This is a genomic window from Thermanaeromonas sp., from assembly GCF_021890735.1.
GTDB lineage: Bacteria > Bacillota > DSM-521 > Neomoorellales > Neomoorellaceae > Thermanaeromonas.
Genome location: NZ_JAKKUR010000010.1, coordinates 1 through 15,276 on the forward strand (window position 1 = coordinate 1; position 15,276 = coordinate 15,276).

19 protein-coding genes are annotated in these 15,276 nt (G+C 50.8%); all 19 read left to right on the forward strand.

What is annotated here, in order from left to right; genetic code table 11:
- Positions 1 to 666, forward strand: a 666-nt coding sequence (locus L5656_RS03520) for a prepilin peptidase (RefSeq protein WP_297199108.1), incomplete at its 5' end; no start/stop codon positions are given.
- Positions 667 to 718: 52 nt separating this feature from the next.
- Positions 719 to 1,210: a prepilin-type N-terminal cleavage/methylation domain-containing protein gene (locus tag L5656_RS03525; RefSeq protein ID WP_297199110.1), complete on the forward strand. Its 492-nt coding sequence runs from the start codon at positions 719 to 721 to the stop codon at positions 1,208 to 1,210.
- Positions 1,211 to 1,217: 7 nt separating this feature from the next.
- Complete coding sequence (locus L5656_RS03530; RefSeq protein ID WP_297199113.1) at positions 1,218 to 1,598, forward strand: type IV pilus modification PilV family protein; 381 nt, start codon at positions 1,218 to 1,220, stop codon at positions 1,596 to 1,598.
- 5 nt (positions 1,599 to 1,603) lie between these two features.
- A complete protein-coding gene (locus L5656_RS03535) occupies positions 1,604 to 2,065 on the forward strand; it encodes a prepilin-type N-terminal cleavage/methylation domain-containing protein (protein ID WP_297199114.1) in 462 nt (153 codons plus the stop codon).
- Between the two features lie 4 nt (positions 2,066 to 2,069).
- Complete coding sequence (locus L5656_RS03540) at positions 2,070 to 3,245, forward strand: hypothetical protein (RefSeq protein WP_297199117.1); 1,176 nt, start codon at positions 2,070 to 2,072, stop codon at positions 3,243 to 3,245.
- Positions 3,246 to 3,349: 104 nt separating this feature from the next.
- Positions 3,350 to 4,243: a type IV pilus biogenesis protein PilM gene (pilM, locus tag L5656_RS03545; protein WP_297199120.1), complete on the forward strand. Its 894-nt coding sequence runs from the start codon at positions 3,350 to 3,352 to the stop codon at positions 4,241 to 4,243.
- 30 nt (positions 4,244 to 4,273) lie between these two features.
- On the forward strand, positions 4,274 to 4,816 hold the full coding sequence (locus L5656_RS03550; RefSeq protein ID WP_297199123.1) for a PilN domain-containing protein: 543 nt from the start codon (positions 4,274 to 4,276) through the stop codon (positions 4,814 to 4,816).
- Positions 4,817 to 4,836: 20 nt separating this feature from the next.
- A complete protein-coding gene (locus L5656_RS03555) occupies positions 4,837 to 6,126 on the forward strand; it encodes an NPCBM/NEW2 domain-containing protein (protein ID WP_297199126.1) in 1,290 nt (429 codons plus the stop codon).
- Between the two features lie 65 nt (positions 6,127 to 6,191).
- Positions 6,192 to 7,598: a TldD/PmbA family protein gene (locus tag L5656_RS03560; protein ID WP_297199129.1), complete on the forward strand. Its 1,407-nt coding sequence runs from the start codon at positions 6,192 to 6,194 to the stop codon at positions 7,596 to 7,598.
- Complete coding sequence (locus L5656_RS03565; protein WP_297199252.1) at positions 7,598 to 8,950, forward strand: TldD/PmbA family protein; 1,353 nt, start codon at positions 7,598 to 7,600, stop codon at positions 8,948 to 8,950. Before L5656_RS03560 ends, L5656_RS03565 begins: the two co-directional genes overlap by 1 nt.
- A gap of 65 nt (positions 8,951 to 9,015) precedes the next feature.
- Positions 9,016 to 9,459, forward strand: coding sequence for a type II 3-dehydroquinate dehydratase (gene aroQ / locus L5656_RS03570; RefSeq protein ID WP_297199132.1), 444 nt, complete (start codon positions 9,016 to 9,018; stop codon positions 9,457 to 9,459).
- Between the two features lie 5 nt (positions 9,460 to 9,464).
- Positions 9,465 to 10,559 carry a M24 family metallopeptidase gene (locus tag L5656_RS03575; RefSeq protein WP_297199134.1) on the forward strand — a complete coding sequence of 365 codons (1,095 nt, stop codon included), beginning with the start codon at positions 9,465 to 9,467 and terminating at the stop codon, positions 10,557 to 10,559.
- A gap of 58 nt (positions 10,560 to 10,617) precedes the next feature.
- Entirely contained in the window at positions 10,618 to 11,175 is a 558-nt protein-coding gene (efp, locus tag L5656_RS03580) for an elongation factor P (RefSeq protein WP_297199137.1), read from the forward strand.
- 67 nt (positions 11,176 to 11,242) lie between these two features.
- The gene (locus tag L5656_RS03585; protein ID WP_297199140.1) at positions 11,243 to 11,767 is read left to right on the forward strand and encodes a CD1247 N-terminal domain-containing protein; all 525 of its coding nucleotides are present in this window, start codon (positions 11,243 to 11,245) and stop codon (positions 11,765 to 11,767) included.
- Between the two features lie 102 nt (positions 11,768 to 11,869).
- Positions 11,870 to 12,856, forward strand: coding sequence for a stage III sporulation protein AA (gene spoIIIAA, locus L5656_RS03590; protein ID WP_297199143.1), 987 nt, complete (start codon positions 11,870 to 11,872; stop codon positions 12,854 to 12,856).
- Between the two features lie 32 nt (positions 12,857 to 12,888).
- Positions 12,889 to 13,398: a stage III sporulation protein SpoIIIAB gene (spoIIIAB, locus tag L5656_RS03595; protein ID WP_297199254.1), complete on the forward strand. Its 510-nt coding sequence runs from the start codon at positions 12,889 to 12,891 to the stop codon at positions 13,396 to 13,398.
- A gap of 16 nt (positions 13,399 to 13,414) precedes the next feature.
- Positions 13,415 to 13,621, forward strand: a complete 207-nt coding sequence (gene spoIIIAC, locus L5656_RS03600; RefSeq protein WP_297199145.1) for a stage III sporulation protein AC — start codon at positions 13,415 to 13,417, stop codon at positions 13,619 to 13,621.
- A 16-nt stretch (positions 13,622 to 13,637) separates the two neighbouring features.
- Entirely contained in the window at positions 13,638 to 14,027 is a 390-nt protein-coding gene (spoIIIAD, locus tag L5656_RS03605) for a stage III sporulation protein AD (RefSeq protein WP_297199148.1), read from the forward strand.
- Positions 14,028 to 14,049: 22 nt separating this feature from the next.
- Entirely contained in the window at positions 14,050 to 15,267 is a 1,218-nt protein-coding gene (gene spoIIIAE / locus L5656_RS03610; RefSeq protein WP_297199151.1) for a stage III sporulation protein AE, read from the forward strand.
- The last annotated feature ends 9 nt before the right edge of the window (positions 15,268 to 15,276 follow it).

Below are 15,276 nucleotides of genomic sequence, written 5' to 3' on the forward strand. Positions count from 1 at the left end.
GTTGTTTTCGGGCGGTCGTACTGTCCTAAGTGTAAGACGGTGCTGGCGTGGTACGATTTGATACCCTTACTAAGTTACATAATCTTGCGAGGTCGCTGCCGGCATTGCCGTGAGAGAATTTCCTTAAGGTATCCCCTGGTAGAGTTACTGACGGGCGCGGTTTTTGCCGCGCTCTTTTTCCGCCTGGGGCTAAGCCTTGTATTGCTTAAATACTTGTGCTTAGCCAGTATCTTGATTGCGGCTTCTTTTATAGACATCGAGCATTATTTGATACCCGACCGCCTAAATTTTACTGCGTTGGCTGTTGCAGGAGGATTCTTGTTGTCGAATATTGAAATAACATTAACATCGGGTTTGCTAGGGGCTTTTTTGGCGGGTGGCCTGGTATGGCTTCTGGCCGTGCTCAGCAAGGGTAACGTGGGCGGCGGGGATATAAAACTTGCCGCGGCAGTTGGCCTGTTTTTGGGCTGGCCCCTAGGATTTATAGGGGTTTTGCTGGGCTTTTTCCTTGCGGGGATGGTAGGGCTCCTTTTGCTTTTGACCCGTATAAAGGGTCGAAAGGACCCCATACCTTTAGCTCCTTTTTTAAGCGCCGGGGCTTTTATATCTTTGTTTTGGGGTTACGATATTCTTTCTTGGTATTTAAACCGTTTCTGGTACGTTTAATCTTAAGTTAGAATGGGCCAATGAAAAGTCCTAGAAGGCAGGGGCGACACTTTTGAATAAAAGGGCGGCATCCTCGGGATTTACACTCATTGAGCTGGCTTTAGTCGTAAGCATTATAGGCATAATTTTGCATATAAGCCTGCCCTTCTTTATCAAGCCCCTGGGTTATTACCGCCTTAAAACATCTGCCGGGAAAATGGCTCAAGATTTGCGCGAAGTCCAGCAGAGGGCCCTTAATGAGGAGAGCAGTTATTATAACATCTTTTTTGCATTGGGCGGTAGCTACTACGAAGTGCGGAAGGCAGAGAGCGTTTCTCCTAAGGTAATAAAAACCGTTGCTTTACCTAGTACTGTCAAGATCGCGGCTACAACCTTTAGCAATAACTCCTTGAGTTTTACTGCCAAGGGTACGCCTTACCCTAGAGGGGGTACGGTCACTTTGCAGGATGCGGTTTCCGGCCGGCTTCTTTATGTTATCGTGGCCTCCGTTACAGGCCGAATCCGTGTAAGCAGCTCACCCCCGGAAAGCTGGGAGGTGGAGTAAAAGGGTTGTGAGCAGGCGAGAATACGGATTCACCCTTTTAGAGGTAGTGGTGAGTGTAGCCATTTTAGGGATGGCTCTGGTGCCTTTAATTGAGTACATAGTCTTGGCTACCCGCTGGACGGCCTCTTCTAGGGAGGACCTTACGGCTTTGGCTTTAGCGCAAAGCAAAATAGAAGAAATAAAGGGGAAGCCCTTTGAGGGAGTGCGAAACGAGCCGGAAGATCCCCAGGAGCCTCCTGTAACTTTCACGGAAAACCCGTCCTTTAGTTACCGTGTTTCCGTCCAGGAGAGCGGCCGTTATCTTAAAACTGTTACAGTGACGGTATTTTATGAAGATGCAAGCGGCCGTAAAGAGGTGAGCTTGACGGCAGATAAAGGCTGGAGGTAAAAACTTTGGAGGGTAAGGCAGACGGGTTTACTTTGGTAGAAGTGGTTGTGGCGGTGACCATCCTTGTTCTTGTTTTGAGTGCAGCCTTACTCCTTTATGCCCAAGGAGCGCTTGTGTATAAACGTGAGGAAGTTCAGGTGGATATCCAGGAGAACGCCCGTATCGCGTTGGATAGGCTGGTACGGGAGTTGAGGAGCGCTAAGGAGATCGTGACAATTCAAAGTAACTCTATAACCTTTATCTTGGATGATGGTTCCAGGGTGCGTTATTATCATGATGTCGGCCGCCAGCAGCTTATGCGCGAGAAGGGCGGGGGCGTTAATCCGGTAGCAAGTTTTATAAAGGATTTGCGTTTTGAGAAAGAAGCGGAAGATGACCCTTCCCATGCTTTGATAGGGATTACTCTGGTTGCGGGGGAAAGGGAGAAGGAGGGTTTCACCTTAAGCACCAAGGTGCTTGTGCGGTGATGATATGATCTGTCGCATTGAAAATAGCCAGAGAGGCCAGGCTTTACTGTTTGTAGTGCTTGTGACCTCCCTCGTTTTAGCTCTTACTACGGGTGTTTTAGAAGTTGCCGGTATCCACCGCCGGAACATCCAGTACCAAAGGCAGCAGGTGCAAGCTTATTATATAGCTGAGGCTGGTATAGAAAGGGTTATAGCCAGGATAAGGGAGGATCCGAGATGGCTGGATGGATTTGGATGGGGGCGGGATGAGACGGTAACGGAACTTACGGGCCCTTACGCCGGCGGCGAGATCCGCAAGGTAACCTTACATAAAAGCGCCGACGGTCCGGGACTAAAAATAGAGGTTACCTCTTTAGGAAAATTTGTGAGCGCTCAAAAGACCTTAAAAGCCACATTATATTACGTAAGCGTGCAGAACCTCCTTGGGGGTTTAAGCCTCCTACCTCCTACGCCCCTTGATCTAGACATACGAGGGAATTTCTCTCTGATGAATACTGGCCTGAACCGGGGAAAGTTGCTCCTTAACGGGAATCTTACGCTTTCAGGCTCTGCTTATGTGGATGCAGACGTATACGTTTCAGGAAGCGTAGAGGGTTGGGATAAGATAGAAGGTCAGGTGTATACCAATGTTAGGGATTTTCCCCGCTTTCCGGAACTAAACCTTAACTATTACGAAACAGAGGCCAGGCAGGCAGGCCAATACTATTCTGGAAATGTTACTTTAAGCGGAACGGGTGTTTATACAGGAGTATATTACGTTAAAGGAAATCTTACCTTTTCCGGTACTTATTCCGGACAGGCCACCTTTGTAGTAGAAGGAGATGTTTCGATCCCTAGGGATCTTTTGCCGGCTTCCTCCTACGATAGGATTACTATTATTTGCCTGGGTGATGTGGACATAGAAAATAGCCAGGTAAAGGCCATTATTATAGCTGGAGGAACTTTCCATGCTAAAGGGAATGCGGAGCTGGAGGGAGCCTTGATGGCCCAGGGTTTAAATTTCGGAGGGCTGGGTATAGGCGAAGGTGATGGCGAAAGTAGAGGCGGAGGTAGAGGAAAAGGTGGAGGTGGAAATGTTACCATTAGATATAACCCGCAGCTCATTGAGCTCTACTCACTTATAGGAGTGTTGCCGCAGCTAAAGATATTATCTTGGAAAGAAAATTATCCCGTCTTTTAAATTATTGCCTTTCCTTTATGAGGCTTTCTGCCTAGCAGGAGGATTATGTCGTTCAGCTTAACACGATTATTAAAAGAAGATATAAAAAACAGGAGGAAAAATGCTTGTTCCGCATTTTAAGGCGTACAGATAAGAGTTTGCTGGGGGTAGACTTGGGCTCTAGGCTCATCAAAGTGGTGGCTTTAAAGGGCAGGCGGGTGGTAGCTCAAGGCATGAGGGAAGCCCCGCCTGCCGGTGTAGTCGACGAAACCCAGATGACCGCCGCTTTGGTCGATGTTGTTCAGCAAAGCGGTTTTAAAGGCAGAAAAGCGGTAAGCGCTATAGACGGTGAGAGGGTCATCGTACGTTACCTGCGGCTTCCCCGCATGCCTGAACAGGAGTTGCGTTCAGGGCTCGAGTATGAGGCTGAGAGATATCTACCTGTGAGTACGCAGGATATGGTATTGGACTGCGCCATTTTGGACCCCGAGCCTACGGGCTTTGCAGGCCAGATGCTGGTAATGTTGGCGGCAGCACCCCGGGAATTGGCTTTCTCGTATTATCGCATATTTCGGGCGGCAGGCCTGGAATTGGTGGCCCTGGACCTGGTACCGGCAGCTTTGTGCCGGGCTCTGGCGAGACAAATAAATGAGGAGGCCATCGTTTTGGAGTTGGGAGCAAATTCTGCTCAGGTGATCCTGGTGAGGGGAGGACAATTGCTATACAGCAGGAGGATAAATGCGGGCATTGCAACAGTTTCCCCGGAAGATACCCCGCAGGGCTTTAATCCCCTTTTTAACCTGCTCCAGGAGATCCGCCGCTCTTTAGAGTTTTACCGTTCCCAGGTGGGGAGGGAATTCAGCCCGTCTAAGGTTTATCTTACCGGAGGAGGTTCATACCAAGAAGGGCTGAAGGATTTTTTAGAGATACAACTTGAACTGCCAGTTGAAATGGGGAGTACTTACGGCCTTGGCCCTGAATTCGCCGTAGCTGTGGGCCTGGCACTAAGGGAAAGTTGAGGTTTAGTATGAGGAGAGAACCGTAGGGTTATGGTAAAGATAAATCTGCTTCCTCCCGAGGTAAGGCCTCCCCAACCCCTGCCTTTCTTTAGGGATCGCAGAAAGATTGCGGTATCCCTGGCGGGATTAGTAACGGCCATATATTGTCTCTTTGCTGCACATGGCCTACTTATCTTGAGGCGTCTCGAAAATGTTAAAGCCCAGATGAAACTTTATCAACCACAAGAAAAAGAAGCCTTAAAGGTGCAGCAAAGGATAGAGGATCTCCGGCGGCAGAAAGCGGAGCTAGAGAACCTGGTGCAGCAAAGGAGAAGGTGGTCAGACGTTTTGGCGGCTTTAGATTCGGCGCTGCCCAGGGAAGCATGGATGACCAAGCTTGAGGTTACCCCTAATGGAGAAATAATTTTTACCGGCAGGACTTACACTTTGGCCGCAGTAGCGGGCTGTCTGGAGGCTTTACGGAGCCTGACTTTCTTACAGGATGTAAGGCTCCAATCCGTCCAGGCAGCCCCTGAGGATAAAGCGGTTTTAGAGTTTAGCATAAGGTCTTTACTGGGGGAACCGCCGGAATAAACCTGGGGGGAATTCATGTTGTGGTGTGGCGAAAATACCAGCACCTAAGTAGTAGAGAGAAATTCTTGGTGCTCCTTCTTGTTGTGGTGGCGGGGTTGTTCTTTGTCCATCGAGTGGTGGTAAAATACCAACTCCCACGTTATTTGCAAGCCAAAAAGGAACTTTCGGCTGAGAGTGCCAGGCTTACGGCCGTCCGGGAAGCCGCTTTAAAGCTGCCGTTACTTAAGGAAGAGTTAGCCCGGGCCGAGGCGGAAATTTCCATGACCAGGGCCCGGCTGGGTTTAACCCTGCTCGATAAAGAGGCTTTTTTGGGTGCGGCCCAACCCCAAGATAAAGGGGTAAAGGTTTTATTGTTTCGCCCCATGGAGGTTGAAAAACGGGGAAGTTTTAACGTACAACGTTTTCAGGTTGCGGTTGAAGGAGGCTATCCTCAAATAGAAAATTACCTCCGCCAGTTGGAAAATCTGCCCGCCTTACTCGAGATAAGGGACCTGAAGCTGGCAGGTAAGGAAGGAGGCAACGTAGAGGCCAACTTTATCGTGGACTTTTATGAGCTTGGGGATGAAACTGCTAGCAAGGGACGGGCTGTGGCCCTTTTACCCTCAGGTCGCGTGGATATTTTCCTACCCCTTCCCTCGGCAGGTGAGCCCTCCGGCAGCAAGAAGGTGTCATTTTATGGTGAATCCCATTCTGCTACCTCCCCTACATCCTTAAGAACTGAGAGTCCCGAGGTAAAACCCGATTCTAGAGAAAGCGCTGCGTCCAAGATTTCAACCCGCAACTCTGAAGACCGCACTGAAGAGGCAGTACCAGGAGGACGGAAGCAAAGCGAAACAGTGGAATATACTTTTCCAGCTCGCGGCCGCAACCGTAGCAGGGCAGGGGCGCCCTGGCTGGAGGGAATAAGGGTTTTGCGGAATGTGGGCCCTTTTTATTACCCGGCGGACCGGGCCATAAATATAGGAGGCCGGCGCTTCGAGCACGGTATAGTGGTCGATCTGGAAAAGGGCAAGCCTAGGGCAGAGGCGGTGCTGGACTTGCAGGCCGGATATTTGAAACTTAAGGGCTTTGCAGGTGTGGAGGACAGTACAAGAAACAGCAGCGGAAGCTTCATTTTACGGATAAGCGGCGATGAACGGGAACTTTTTACCAGCGCGCCTTTGAAACCGGGCGCGTATCCCCAATACATAGAGATAGACGTGGCTGGAGTCAACCGGCTTATTATCCAGGTAGAATGGAAGGAGGCGGGTCCAGGGGACTACACCGACCTTAAGGCAGCCCTGGCGGATATGTTTTTTTCAACTATCTAAAGGAATATTTGACCACATCTTGAATCATACTAGGGCAGAAGGTTTTGGAAGTAAGGGGTGGAAAGATGCTGCTCGCGCCTGATGACTTAAAAGTTATCTTAGAGGCCGCCCTGGAGGGAGGGGGCGATTTTGCCGAAGTTTTTCTAGAAAGGCGGCAGACAACAGTCATAGGGTGTGAGGATAATAAGATTGAGAGGGTGCATTCTGGCCTGGACCAGGGCGCTGGGATACGCGTCCTAAAGGGAGAGGATACTGTTTACGGTTACACTAATGAACTTACCCGGGATGGCCTTTTAGAACTGGCCCGAAAGCTAGGTAGGGCTGCAGGCGGTAAGGGAAATAATAAACCGGAAATCGAGTGGCAAAGGCCCAAGCCTAACTGGGACTTCCAGGTAAAAAAACGCCCGGACGAAATACCGGTGGAAGAGAAGGTAGCACTTGTCCAGCGGGCCAACGAAGCAGCGCGGGCGGTGGACCAACGGATTGTCCAGGTAAGCGTATCTTATGGTGATATTATCCAGGAGGTAACTATCGCTAATAGTGAAGGTATATTGGTGGAAGACGAGCGGGTGCGCTGCCGTTTTGTAGTAAATGCTGTGGCCAGCGATGGTAAGATTATCCAAACCGGTTACGAATCCATTGGAGGGCTTATAGGTTTTGAGCTCTTTGAAGAGAATGATCCGGTGGAGCTTGCCCGAAAAGCTGCGGAAAGGGCCGTCCGGATGCTGGAAGCCAGGCCCGCCCCAGCTGGAAGGATGACGGTGGTTATGGCCGGGGAGGCGGGTGGCACTATGATTCATGAGGCCTGCGGCCATGGGCTGGAAGCGGACCTGGTGCAGAAAAAACTTTCCGTATATGCAGGTAAGAAAGGCCAGCAGGTGGCTTCACCCTTGATTACTGTAATAGACGATGCAACTTTGCCCGGTAAGTACGGATCCTTCAGGTTCGATGATGAAGGCCAGCCGGGCCAGAGAACGGTCCTTATCAAAGATGGTATACTCGTGGATTACATGTATGATTACTTGACGGCCCGTAAAGAGGGACGCAGATCTACAGGCAATGGCAGGCGAGAGTCCTACCGGGATCGCCCTATCCCCCGGATGACCAATACTTTTATCGCGCCGGGTAAAGACGATCCTCAGGCTATCATCAGGGAAACAAAGAAAGGGCTATTGGTCAAGCGTATGGGAGGAGGGCAGGTAAATACCACCAATGGGGACTTTGTCTTTGACGTAGCAGAAGGGTACTTGATTGAAAACGGGGAGATCGGGCCCTTAGTAAGAGGGGCAACTCTCACCGGCAACGGGCCGGAAGTTTTGAAGATGGTAGACCGGGTAGGAAGTGATCTGGGGTTTAGTTTGGGTACTTGCGGCAAGGACGGGCAGGGAGTGCCCGTGGGTGATGCCCAACCTACGATTCGCATTCCGGAGATGGTAGTGGGTGGCATACTGGACGAGGAGGAAAATCCGTGATGGACTACGAAAACTTGGCACGGAAGTATCTTGATCTGGCCCAGCTAGTGGTCGAAAAAGCTACCCAGAAAGGGGCCTTAGCTGAAGCCTTCGTAAGTGCAGGGGAAAACCTGGATATAGAGGTGCGCGAGCAGGAGGTTGAGGTTTTAACCTTAGCCCAGGAGAGCGGCCTGGGGCTCCGTATACTGTGGGATGGCCGGGTGGGCTTTGCTTATACCACTGATTTTAGTGCTTCTGCCCTTGATGAAACTATAGAACAGGCCTTGGCCAACGCCAGGAGAGCTACACCTGATGAGTGCAATTGCTTGCCTGGGCCCCAGGAGTATCCCTATCTGGACCTCTTCGATCCGGAGATAGAAGCTAGGCCGTTAACATCCAAGATAGAGCTGGCCAAAGAGATGGAACGCGAGGCCCGGGCTTTCGATCCCCGGGTTAAGATTACAGAAAGCTGTTCTTATTTTGACCGGCGTTACGTGATCGCCCTTGCCAATTCTCAAGGAGTGGCTGCCACCTACTGGGGGGCCTATTGCGGGGCAAGTATTTTTGTTGTGGCTACTGATGGAGAGGAAAGCCAGACCGGTTTCGGTATGGCTACTTCCTTAAGACTTGCAGAGTTGGATCCTGCAAAAATAGGCCGGGAGGGAGCTTTAAGGGCCGTACGGCTCCTGGGGGCAAAGAGGGTCAATACCCAGAGGGCGCCGGTTATCTTCGATCCCTATGTTATGGCCAGTTTCTTAAGGGTTATAGCTCCGGCCCTGGCTGCGGATTCCGTGCAAAAGGGAAAGTCCCTTTTTCGGGGTAAAGTGGGTCAAAGGGTTGCTTCACCGGTAGTACATATCATCGACGATGGACGGATGCCTGGGGGGGTTGCTTCTGCTCCCTTTGACGGTGAAGGTGTGGCCACGGGGAAGACCGTGTTGGTGGAGGAAGGGATTTTACGCGGTTTTCTCCATAACACCTACACGGCAGCTAAAGAAGGGGTACGCTCCACAGGGAACGGAGCACGGGGCTCTTTCAAATCTACACCTGAGGTAGGTACTACCAATTTTTACCTTGCGGCAGGCCGGTGTTCTCCCGAAGAACTCATTAAAGAGGTGCCCCGTGGCCTTTATGTGACGGATGTACTGGGTATGCACACAGCTAATCCTATATCCGGAGACTTCTCTGTCGGCGTGGTGGGGATGTGGATCGAAGGGGGCGAGTTTAAAGCTCCCGTCCGCGGTGTAGCCATAGCCGGAAACCTCATAAACCTTCTTAACTCGATTGAAGCTGTAGGCAATGATCTAACCTTTTATGGATCCACCGGGGCCCCTACAGTACGTATAAGTAACATGAGTATAAGCGGTATGTGAAAGATGTGGGGGAGCTTCATCATATCCCTCTAGCCAAATTTTAAGGAGTATGTTACAATGCGGCCATGAAGATTTTGGTGATCCATGGACCCAACCTCAATCTTTTAGGTCGCCGGGAGCCAGAGGTTTACGGCCGGGTTACTCTAGAGGAGATAAATAGAGAGCTGGAAGGGCTAGCCCTCCAGGCTGGAGCGGAGGTGGAATTTTTCCAGTCTAATCATGAGGGCGCCATCATTGACCGGCTGCACCAGGCCTGCGGCAGGGTAGATGCCGCGGTCATTAATCCAGGTGCCCTGGGCCATTACAGCTACGCCCTTCGTGACGCCATAGCGGCGGTGGACTACCCTGTGGTAGAGGTTCACCTCTCCAATATATACGGCCGGGAAGAATTCCGGCGGCATACCGTTACGGCACCGGTAGTAAAGGGCCAGATCAGCGGGTTCGGTCCTTTGAGCTACCGGCTGGGGTTTTGGGCCGCTTTGGAGCTTGCCCGGAGGAAGGAAAGGTAAAGCTTATGCTAAAGCGCATTGGGCGCCTATGGTCTTACTTAGAAGAAAAGGGTTGCTTAATTGAAGAGAACCTCGGATTTTTGGTAAGCGATCCGGCGAACCGCCTTTACTTAAGCGGTTTTACAGGCGAAAGCGGGTACCTACTTCTAACACCGCAGAAGAACTGGCTTTTAACCGATGGCCGGTTTACAGAGCAGGCGCGCGAAGAGGCCCCGGGCTTTGAAGTGGTAGACCTGGGCAGGAAGCCCTTTGAGAAAATGGGGGAAGTGGTTGCGCGGGCCGGGCTAAGAGAGCTCTATTTTGAAGAAGAGGCTCTCACGGTCTCCGCGTACCGCCGGCTGGAGGAAGCCGTAAAGAATTGGCCGCAAAAGCCCGTACTTAAACCTGCCTCCGCAGTGGTAGAAAAGTTAAGGGCGGTAAAGGAGCCGGAAGAGCTAGGCTACATCCAGCAGGCCGTAGTAATAGCGGAGGCAGCGTGGGAACATATACTGGAGTATCTGAAGCCCGGCGTCAAGGAGAAGGATGTGGCTCTTGAACTGGAATATTTTATGCGCAAACGGGGAGCGACTGCTGCGTCTTTCCCCGTGATTGTGGCCTCCGGTCCCCGGTCGGCCCTGCCCCATGGTAGGGCGGAAGACCGTAAACTTAAGCCCGGCGACCTGGTAGTCTTGGATTTTGGTGCGGTTTATCACGGGTATTGTTCCGACCTTACCCGTACGGTAGCCGTAGCCCCGGCTACGGATGAACAACGTAAGATTTATAAGGCGGTGTTAAAGGCCCAGGAGGAGGCTTTGCAAGCCCTCCGGGCCGGCCTTCCCGGCCGGGAAATAGATGCCTTAGCTAGAAGATATTTGGAAGAAGCGGGGCTAGGTGATTACTTTAGCCACAGCCTGGGGCATGGGGTGGGCTTAAGCGTGCATGAGAAGCCTACTCTAAGCTGGCGTGAGGAAGACCCCCTTCCCGCCCGGGCAGTAGTCACGGTAGAACCCGGTGTCTACATTCCCGGATGGGGCGGTGTACGGATAGAAGACATGGCTGTGGTAGAGGAAGGGGGTTGCAGGCTGCTGACGAAAATAAGTAAGGGATTTCTCGAGATCTAAAACTTAAATCTGTGGGAAGCTGCTGCTCAGAGCTCAAAGCGAAGGAGGCGAGCAAGGCTTGATCTCCACCAATGATTTCCGTACCGGTCTTACCATAGAAGTGGATGGCGAAGTATATACTGTTTTGGAATTTATGCACGTAAAGCCCGGGAAGGGTGCGGCTTTTGTGCGCACGAAGCTTAAGAACCGCCGTACAGGAGCAGTTATCGAGCGGACCTTCCGGGCAGGAGAGAAGGTTAACCGCGCCCATGTGGACAGGCGCAAGATGCAGTATCTCTATAACGATGGTGACACTTACTACTTCATGGATTCGGAGACCTTCGAACAATTCGCTCTACCGCGGGAAAAGCTCGATGAGGCTACCAAGTACCTGACAGACAATATGGTTATTGACATGCTTTTTTACCAGGGAGAGACCATCGGGATCGAGCTTCCCAATTTCGTGGAACTTAAGGTTATCGAGACGGAACCCGGAATCAAAGGCGATACCGCGGCAGGGGGCTCTAAGACGGCAGTAGTAGAAACAGGTGCTGTGGTGCAGGTTCCTCTATTTGTGGAAGTAGGTGATGTGATCCGCATAGATACCCGAACAGGAGCATACATTGAAAGAGTATAGGGAAAGGTAATTAAGGGGAGACTGCTGCTAGCCTTAAGTAAAAGCTTTTAAAAAGGGGTGCTTTATTGTGCGAGACCTACGCCAGCGAGTGGCTTACCTCCAGGGCTTAATGGAAGGCCTGCAGCTAGAAGATGATAAAGAAGGGAAGATATTAAAGGAGATAGTATCCATACTTGATGATATGGCAGAAGCTATCCATGATCTTTATGACGAGTATGAGGACCTAGAAGAGTACCTCGAGGATCTCGATGAAGATCTTTATGATCTGGAAGATGAATTCTATTCTGCCGACGAAGAGGACGAAGAAGATGAAGAAGACGAAGATGAGTATGAAGACCTGGAGGATGAAGACGAGGACTATGACGATGAAGACTATGAAGAAGATTATATAGAAGTAGAATGCCCTAAGTGCCATGAGATAGTTTGCTTTGATGCCGACATCCTAGATGATGAAGATGTAGTAGAGGTTACCTGCCCTAGTTGTAATACTGTAGTCTTCGTAAATGAAGAAGGTAAGGGAAGTCTAGTACCTCCGGGCCAGGAGCACAAAGATGAAGACAAACCGAAGGAAGGGGATACGGAAGACATCTAACTTGGCATTTTAAATTTTACCCGGCTTTTAAAGCCGGGTTATTTTTTTGCATAAAATTGGCAGGTAGGTAATAAGCATTATTGCAGGGAGGGGAAGTTTACCATGGGGGTAGAGCAGGTAGATGAAGTTTTATATCTTTTACCTCCGAGGCTAAAAGAGTTGATAACTAAGCTTCCCCCAAAGGTTAAGGAAACTTTGGAGGAAATACGCCTGCGCTGCCACCAACCCTTACATATCCGGTGGACAGGCGGGGAGTCTTGGATCACCATTGAAGGGCGTTTAACTGTAAACTTCGAGGAAGCTTACCGGGTAGAGGTAAAAGACGTACAGCATGCGGTGCAAGCTCTAACTCAGAATTCTTTGTACGCCTTGGAAGAAGAGCTTCGCGCGGGTTACATAACGATAAAGGGAGGTCACCGGGTGGGTCTTGCCGGAGAGTCGGTAGTAGAGAGGGGTAGCCTACGGACTTTAAAGAATATCAGCAGCCTAAATATCCGCCTGGCCCGGAGCCTTCCCGGTTGCGCAAGGCCCCTTTTACCGTACTTGGTGAGCCCTTCAGGCCGGCCTTATCACACACTGGTCCTCTCCCCCCCACGGTGCGGGAAGACGACTTTATTGAGAGATCTGGTACGCACCTTTAGCTATGGTATCTCCGACCTCGGTCTTCCGGGCCTAAATGTAGGTGTGGTGGATGAGCGGTCCGAGATAGCAGGTTGCTATCAGGGTATTCCCCAGTTAGATGTGGGACCCCGTACGGATGTGCTGGACCGTTGTCCTAAAGGGGAAGGACTGCTCATGCTGGTACGGGCTATGGGACCGGAAGTGGTGGCTACGGATGAAGTGGGCAAGCCTAAAGAGCTGGAGGCGCTTCAAGAAGCCCTTCACAGTGGGGTTATTTTACTGGCTAGCGTTCATGCTTCTACACTGGAGGAGCTAAAAAAGCGACCGGGATGGGAGCCTTTACTTAAGCAAGGAGTATGGCAGAGGTTTATTCTTCTTAGCCGGGGCCTCGGACCGGGCACTGTGGAGGCTGTCGTGGATGGGGAGGGTAGGGCCCTTTTAGCAGGTCCACGGAAGCTTTTAAGTTAGAGCTTTTAAGGGAGGTCGCGGCTTTGCTTAAGGTGGCCGGTGCCAGCCTGGTGATATTAAGCTGCGGTTTTCTCGGTTTAATTTTGGCAAATATCTACCAGACCCGTCCGGTACAGCTTAAGTCCTTAATAAGCGGGCTAAAGCTACTTGAGACAGAAATTGTATATGCCTCTACTCCCTTACCCCAGGCTCTAGGGAAAGTTGGAGGGCGGCTGGAGGGGGCAGTCAAGCTTTTATTCTTACAAACTGCAACCCTTTTGAGGGAGGAGCCGGGCTTGCCTGCCGCGGAGGCTTGGGAAGAAGGCTTGAAAAAACTTAAGGAACAGAGCGCCCTTCATATGCAAGATCTCGAGATACTTAAAACTTTAGGCCAGGGATTGGGGGTATCTAGCCGGGAAGATCAAGTCAAAAATTTAGAGCTGGCCCGAGAACATTTAAAGCAGCAGCTTGCACTAGCCGAAGAGGCTGCCCAGCGTCAGGGTAAAATGTGGCGGACGTTAGGTTTTCTTCTGGGTATAACCCTGGTCTTGCTTATGTATTGAAGGGAGAGAGCATAAGATGCTGGGAGTAGATGTAAACTTGATCTTTCGCCTGGCAGCCCTGGCCATTATAATTACCATATTCTACACTTTCCTCAAGCAGGCAGGTAGGGACGAATATGCTTATATGACTGTTTTAGCCGGGCTAGCCATAGCGTTACTATGGGTCATCCCGCTTATCCTGGAACTTTTTAATGCCGTACGGGCCGTGTTCCAATTGTATTAGGTTAAGGGGAACCCTTATGGAGATCTTCCAGCTTGTAGGTCTCGGCCTAACAGCCACGTTCATAGTTGTGGTGGTAAGGCAGGCCCAATCTAAAGAGATAGCTCTGCTTATCAGCTTAGTAGCAGGCGCTTTAATGTTCCTTCTTCTAGTAGACCGTATCGCCGCGGTAATTCAAGTCCTTTCCGACCTTTCGGACCGGGCCGGCATTAACCGTTTTTACCTTACCACCGTTTTAAAAATAATAGGTATAGCTTACGTGGGGGAATTCGGTGCCCAGGTGTGCCGGGATGCGGGAGAAAACGCTATAGCAAGCAAAGTGGAGCTGGCCACTAAGGTTTTGATTATGGTTTTGTCCATACCCATCATTGTGGCCATTTTGGAGAGCATTGTGAAATTATTGCCTTAAGGCGCCAAAAGAAGGTGTAGGAGTGCGGTGGAAAATCGTTCTGCACAAAGTCCTTATAATCCTTTTCATATTAGTTTTACCTTTTCCTTTGGAAGCCAGGGAGGTCGTTCCCGTACTTAAAGAGGAAAACGAAATGGCCTCCCTTTTGGACAAGCACTTAGAAGAACAGATCCGTGAGTTAAACCTAGAGGGGCTGGACCGGTACCTAGAAGAGCTGGAGCGGGAAGCCGGCGCCTATCTCCCCTCTTTGAGGTGGCGGGATATATGGGATAGGATCCGGCACGGCGAGTTGCCGGTCGACCCGGAGGAGGTAGCCAGGGGACTGGCCGGGTATCTATTTCGGGAACTATGGGCGGGAGTAAAACTTTTAAGCCAGTTGGTGATTTTAGCCGTGGCAGGAGCCGTGCTTCATAATTTACAAGCAGCTTTTGGTGAAGGTACAGCGGCCAAAGTGGCCCATGGAGTGGTGTTTCTGGCTTTAATGGGGCTGGCCTTAACTCCTTTTACCCTGGCCTTACAGGCGGCCAGCCAGGCCATCGACCGTATGGTGAGTTTTTTTCAATCCCTGCTACCTGTATTAGTAACATTACTGGCCGCTACAGGAGGGCTAACTACTTCCAGCCTGCTTCAGCCCGTACTCACCTACAGCCTTATCATTGCGGGTACCGTTACCCGGGGCACTATATTCCCCCTCATATATTTAGGAGCCATCTTGAGTTTGGTCAGCCACATTTCTGACCGTTTCCAGATAAGCCGGCTGGCCGGGCTTTTACGCCAGTTTTCTTTGGCTCTCTTGGGACTTATGCTAACCCTTTTCACCGGGGTTCTTTCCATCTATGGTATCGGCGGTTCTGTTGCTGACGGGCTAGGATTGAGGGCAGCGGAATTCGCTACTTCTTCCTTTGTACCTGTAGTGGGAAAGATACTATCCGATGCGGTGGCTACCGTAGCGGGTACCACCCTATTACTGAAAACCGCCGTGGGAATCACAGGAGTGATCATAATATCCTTCCTAGTAGTGTTTCCCCTTTTGAAGATCGTTTCTTTAGCCCTGGTCTACCGGGTGGCAGCAGCACTGGTGCAACCCTTCGGTGAGAACCAGCTCTCCGATGCTTTGGAAGGGATGGGCGGGGCTTTGCTTCTTCTTTTCGCATGCTTAATAGGTGTGACCCTGATGTTTTACCTAACCATAGGTGTACTGGTGCTTTTGGGAAACTTATTGGTGGCCCTGAGAGGGTAGAAGGGGGTT